We start from the raw sequence: 5800 nt of genomic DNA on the forward strand, positions 1-5800 counted from the left end.
GTACTGCTGCACCTGCTCTCCCCGGCCGGACGGCCGGTGGCGGTCACCGCCGACCTGGCGTCGTTCTGGCGTACCGGCTATCCGCAGGTGCGCGCGGAGCTGCGCGGGCGGTACCCGCGCCATCCCTGGCCGGAGGATCCGACCACGGCACCGCCGACCCGGCACACCACCGCCCGTCGCCGCTAGCCGCCCCCGGCCACTCCGGGGCGGCGGTCGGCGACCGGCTCAGGCGGCGTCCTCGGGTACCACGTCGGCCACCACGACGCTGATGTTGTCCGGCCCGCCGGCCCGCAGCGCCAGGTCGATCAGCCGGCCCGCGCAGGCGGTCCGGTCGGGGTACGAGACGAGCACCTCGGCGAGGGTGTCCGGCCGGACGACGTTGGACAGGCCGTCGCTGCACAGCAGCCAGCGGTCCCCGGCCCAGGGCACCATCGTGGCGTACGCCGGGGAGACCTCGGCCCCCTGGAGCGCCTGGGTGACCACGGCCCGGCGCGGGTGGCTGCTGGCCTGCTCGGCGGTGATCACACCCTCGTCGACGAGCATCTGCACGAAGGTGTCGTCCCGGGTGACCTGCTTGAGCACGCCGTCGCGGAGCAGGTACGCCCGGGAGTCCCCGATGTGGGCCAGGGCCAGGCAACTGCCGGTCCGGGCGAAGAGCAGCGCGGTGAGGGTGGTACCCATGCCCTGCCGTTCCGGGTCCTCGGCCACGGCCTGCCGGATCCGGGCGCTGGCCGTACCGATGGCGCCCTGCAACGCCGCGATGAGCCCGTCCTCCGGGGTCTCCACGTCGAGGGGGGCCACCGAGTCGATGGCGATCGCGCTGGCCAGGTCACCTGCGGCCATACCGCCCATGCCGTCGGCGACGGCGACGAGCCAGGGGCCGGCGTGCACCGCGTCCTGGTTTCCGCTGCGGATCAGGCCACGGTCGCTCGCCCCCACGGAACGCAGCTTCAGGGTCATGGCACGCAGCCTGCCAAAAGGAGGCCGGGTTGTCTCTAGTAGATCACCAGGAGAATGTGCGGCGCGGCGAATCTCACCCCGGGTCACCCCCGGTGAGGTGCGGTTCCGAGGTTATGCGAATTCGTCGATTGACACTGCGGTCACCTGCTGGAAACATCGAGCCAAACCATTGGGAGCGCTCCCAATCACCGCACCCCCACCGCCCCCGGAAGGAACCACCGTGACGCGACCCCGACGTCGCCGCCGCAGCCTCGCCCTGCTCGCTGCGGCGACCTCCCTCGCCCTCACCGGCACCGCCGCCGGGCCGGCGTCCGCCGAGCCGGCCCCGGACGCCCCGGAACAGGTCCGCAACGGCGACTTCAGCAACGGCACCTCCCCCTGGTTCACCTACGGCGCCGGGCCGATCGGGGTCGCCGACGGTCGCGGCTGCGCCACCGTACCGGGCGGGCTGGCCAACCCCTGGGACGCCGGCATCGGCCAGGAGGGCATCCCACTGGTCGCCGGGGGCGAGTACACCCTCGGCTTCGACGCCTCCGCCACCCCGGGCACCGCGATCAAGGCCGTGCTGCAACTGGGCACGGCGCCCTACACGTCGTACGTCGCGGTGGACGCCACCGCCGGCACCACCCCCGGCCGGACCGAGCGGACCTTCACCGCGCCGGCCGACGACGCGCGGGCGCAGCTGATCTTCCAGGTCGGCGGCGGCGCCAGCGAGCAGACCGTCTGCCTGGACGACGTCTCGCTGCGCGGCGGTGAGCCGGCCCCGCCGTACGAGCCGGACACCGGGCCCCGGGTCCGGGTCAACCAGGTCGGCTACCTGCCGTCCGGGCCGAAGAACGCCACCGTGGTCACCGAGGCCACCACACCGCTCACCTGGCAGCTGCGCTCCGCCGCCGGCAGTGTGGTGGCCAGCGGGCAGAGCACCCCGCGCGGGGTGGACGACGCCTCCGGGCAGAACGTGCAGACCATCGACTTCTCGTCGTACCGGACCGCCGGCACCGGGTACACGCTGGTCGCCGACGGGGAGACCAGCCACCCGTTCGACATCTCCGCAGACCTCTACGACCAGCTCCGCTCGGACGCGCTCCAGTTCTTCTACATCCAGCGCAGCGGCATCGCCATCGACGGCGACCTGGTCGGCGCGGAGTACGCCCGCCCGGCCGGGCACCTCGGCGTGGCGCCCAACAAGGGCGACACCAGCGTGCCCTGCCAGCCCGGGGTCTGCGACTACTCGCTGGACGTCCGGGGCGGCTGGTACGACGCGGGCGACCACGGCAAGTACGTGGTCAACGGCGGCATCGCCACCTACCAGCTGCTGAACACCTTCGAGCGGACCAAGACCGCGGCGAGCGCCGGCGGCGGTGCGGCCCTGGGCGACGCGACCCTGCGGGTACCCGAGCGCGGCAACGGCACCCCGGACATCCTCGACGAGGCCCGCTGGGAGCTGGAGTTCCTGCTGCGCATGCAGGTGCCGGCCGGTAGGCCGCTCGCCGGCATGGCCCACCACAAGATCCACGACGTGAACTGGACCGGCCTGCCGCTGGCCCCCGAGGACGACCCGGAACGGCGCGAGCTGCACGCCCCGTCCACCGCCGCCACGCTCAACCTGGCCGCCACCGCCGCCCAGTGCGCCCGCCTCTTCGCCCCGTACGACGCGGCGTTCGCCACCCGCTGCGGCACCGCCGCGAAGACCGCGTACGCGGCGGCGAAGGCCAACCCGACCAGGTACGCCCCGGCGTCGGACTCCACCGGCGGTGGTGCGTACGACGACACCGACGTCACCGACGAGTTCTACTGGGCCGCCGCCGAGCTGTACCTGACCACCGGGGAGCAGGCGTACCTGACCGACCTGAGCACCTCGCCGCACCACACCGCCGACATCTTCGGGGCCCGGGGCTTCGGCTGGCAGGGCGTCGCCGCGCTGGGCCGGCTCGACCTGGCCACCGTGCCGAGCGGACTGCCGGCCGCCGAGAAGACCCGGATCCGAGCCTCGGTGACCGCCGCCGCCGACCGGCACCTCACCGAGCTGCGCAACCAGGCGTACGGGCTGCCGATGCCCGGCGACCCGGACAGCTACTTCTGGGGTGGCAACGGCAACATCATCAACAACGCGGTGGTGCTCGCCACGGCGTACGACCTGACCGGTGAGGCGACGTACCGCGACGGGGCCGTGCAGGCCATGGACTACCTCCTCGGCCGCAACGCGCTGAACATGTCGTACGTCACCGGGTACGGCGAGCAGGCCGCGAAGAACCAGCACAGCCGGATCTTCGGCAACCAGATCGACCCGGAGCTGCCGAACCCGCCGGCCGGTTCGCTGGCCGGTGGCCCCAACGCCGCCCTCCAGGACCCGTTCGCCGCGCAGCTGCTGGCCGGCTGCAAGCCGATGTTCTGCTTCGTCGACGACATCAACTCGTACTCCACCAACGAGGTCGCGATCAACTGGAACTCGGCGCTGACCTGGATCGCGTCGTTCCTGGCCGACCAGGGTGACGGCGCCGTCGCCCCGCGCGGCAGCTGCCAGGTCGACTTCGTCAACTACGGCACCTGGCAGGGCGGTACGGGCTTCACCGGACAGGTCACCATCCGCAACACCGGCAGCACCGCGATCGACGGCTGGACCGCGAGGTTCGCGTTCACCGGCGACCAGAAGGTCCGGGAGGCGTGGATGGCGAAGGTGACCCAGTCGGGGGCCACGGTCACCGCGAAGAACGAGTCGTACAACGCGCGGATCGCCCCCGGCGGGACGGTGACCTTCGGGTTCAACGCCCTCACCTCGGGCGGCGCCAACCCGGCACCGGGCCTGTTCACCCTGAACGGTGCCGCCTGCTCCTGATCCCCACCGGGAATCCCGAGCGGGGGTTCCGCCGGTACACCGGTCGCCCCGCGACCGGTGTACCGGCCGCCCCGGCACCGCCACCTACGATCGGCCGGTGACCCGATATCTCCTCGTGCCGGGGCGCGGCGCACCCCGTCCGGAGCACTGGCAGCAGCGGTGGGCGGACGCGCACCCGGACTGGCGGTGGGCCCCGCCCCCGCCGGGGCCGCCGCTGGTCCTCGACGAACGAGTGGCCGCCCTGCACGCGGCGGTCGGCGCGGACGACGAACCCGCCGTCCTGATCGCCCACAGCGGCGGTTGCCTGGTCGTGGCCACCTGGGCCGACCGGCACACCGGCCCGGTCCGCGCGGCGCTGCTCGTCGCCCCGCCCCACCTCGACCCACGGTGGCGGCCCGGCCCAGACGACCCGCCGGACGAGCCGGCCTGGGTGATGCCCCGCCGACGGTTGCCGTTCCGGGCGGTCGTGGTGGCCAGCCGGACCGACCCCTGGGCGACCTTCGACCAGGCCCGGGGGTACGCCGGGGACTGGGGTGCCGACCTGGTCGACGCCGGGGACGCCGGGCACCTCGACACCGCCAGCGGGTACGGCCCGTGGCCCGAGGGGGAACGGCTGCTCGCCTCCCTGGCGTGACCGCCGACCCTGCCGCCCACGCTCAGCCGCGCAGCCACTCCAGCAGCTTCTCCCCCTGCTGCCAGACCGTCAGCGCGGAGAACACCCCGAACAGCACGACCGCCCAGACCAGCGCCACCACCCGGTACGCCCTCGGCCGGATCGGCGCGGGCAGGACCCGACGGTTCAGCACCAGCAGCAGGATCGAGTAGAGGAACATCATCAGTCCGCCGACGCAGGCCGAGATCACCAGCAGCGGCAACGGTTGGCTGAAGCCGGCGAGCAGGATCACGCAACCCAGCCCGACCAGGCCCCAGACCAGGCCGAAGTAGATCCGGCTCTCCGAACGGCGGCGCAGGTACGACGTCTTCAGCACGTCGGCGGCGAGCCGGCTGGTGTAGTCCACGATGCCCATCGCGGCGGCGAACAGGGACAGCGCGCCGATCACCCAGAACAGCGTGCCGAACCAGGGTGCGACGGTCCGCTTGAGCTGCTCCCCCTCCACGGCCAGGAACGCCACGCTGTTGCCCAGGCCGGGCAGGCCGTACACGGTCGAGTAGGCGAGCACCGACATCAGGGTGATCGTGGTGAACGAGATCAGCACGAAGGTCACCAGCTGCTCGGTGTTGGCCAGCCGCCACCAGCGCCGCCAGCGGGCCAGGTTCTCGGCGGTCGGTTCGAAGACCGAACCCCCGGTGTCCGCCGCCGCCTCCTCCCGGCCGGTGACCGGGCTGACCAGCCGGGGAACGTACGCGCCCATGCCGTACCCCTTGTCCCGGATCCAGTTGGACTGCACCAGGTTCTGGCCGCCCCCGGCCCCGGCGAAGACCAGCGCGGAGAGCATCAACGCGAAGCCCAACCCGACCGGGAAGTCCGGCGCGGTCACCGCCCGGGGCAGCTCACGCCAGCCGTCGGCGCTGATGGCGAACACCACGGCCACCACGATGAAGAGCACCACCAGCCCGACCTTGACGAACTCGACCCGTTCCAGCGCCGCGTAGACGACCGGGGCGAGGGTGAGGGTGGCGCCGATCGCCAGCAGCATGCCGACCGCGATCCAGGTGACGTCCCCGCCGACCAGGTAGGTGACCATGGTGGCGGAACTGGAAACCCAACCCGGCCAGAGGTTGGCGAAGTAGACCAGCACCGCGAAGAGCAGCCCCCAGTGCCGCCAGAACCGCGAGAAGCCGGTCAACGCGGTCTCCCCGGTGGCCAGCGTGTACCGCTCGATCTCCATGTTCAGGAACCACTGGGTGACGATGCCGACCGCCGCCGCCCAGAGGAACACCAGCCCCACCTGCGAGGCGATGTAGGGGTAGAGGACGAACTCGCCGGAGGCCAGCCCGACACCCGCCGCGATCACCCCCGGCCCGACGATCCGCCACGCGGAG

General features: G+C 72.7%; 5 protein-coding genes. 3 read left to right on the plus strand and 2 right to left on the minus strand.

Annotated elements, in window-relative coordinates:
- Positions 1-186, plus strand: a 186-nt coding sequence (locus GSF22_RS29635) for an ATP-dependent helicase C-terminal domain-containing protein (RefSeq protein ID WP_208817215.1), incomplete at its 5' end; no start/stop codon positions are given.
- A gap of 39 nt (positions 187-225) precedes the next feature.
- On the opposite strand, the gene GSF22_RS29640 is transcribed toward GSF22_RS29635, so the two are convergent.
- Entirely contained in the window at positions 226-960 is a 735-nt protein-coding gene (locus tag GSF22_RS29640; RefSeq protein WP_208817216.1) for a PP2C family protein-serine/threonine phosphatase, read from the minus strand.
- Between the two features lie 220 nt (positions 961-1180).
- On the opposite strand from GSF22_RS29640, the gene GSF22_RS29645 reads away from it, so the two are divergent.
- On the plus strand, positions 1181-3796 hold the full coding sequence (locus GSF22_RS29645; protein ID WP_307804442.1) for a glycoside hydrolase family 9 protein: 2616 nt from the start codon (positions 1181-1183) through the stop codon (positions 3794-3796).
- A gap of 97 nt (positions 3797-3893) precedes the next feature.
- Positions 3894-4430: an RBBP9/YdeN family alpha/beta hydrolase gene (locus GSF22_RS29650; RefSeq protein WP_208817218.1), complete on the plus strand. Its 537-nt coding sequence runs from the start codon at positions 3894-3896 to the stop codon at positions 4428-4430.
- 22 nt (positions 4431-4452) lie between these two features.
- On the opposite strand, the gene GSF22_RS29655 is transcribed toward GSF22_RS29650, so the two are convergent.
- On the minus strand, positions 4453-5800 hold a 1348-nt coding region (locus tag GSF22_RS29655), incomplete at its 5' end, for an Nramp family divalent metal transporter (protein ID WP_208817219.1).

Origin of the sequence: Micromonospora echinofusca (assembly GCF_017614955.1) — a bacterium.
In the GTDB taxonomy this organism is placed as follows: Bacteria; Actinomycetota; Actinomycetes; order Mycobacteriales; family Micromonosporaceae; genus Micromonospora; species Micromonospora echinofusca_A.

Excerpts from the sequence above, each read along its gene's own strand:
- GSF22_RS29640 (WP_208817216.1), bottom strand. The coding sequence starts at position 960 with ATGACCCTGAAGCTGCGTTCCGTGGGGGCGAGCGACCGTGGCCTGATC.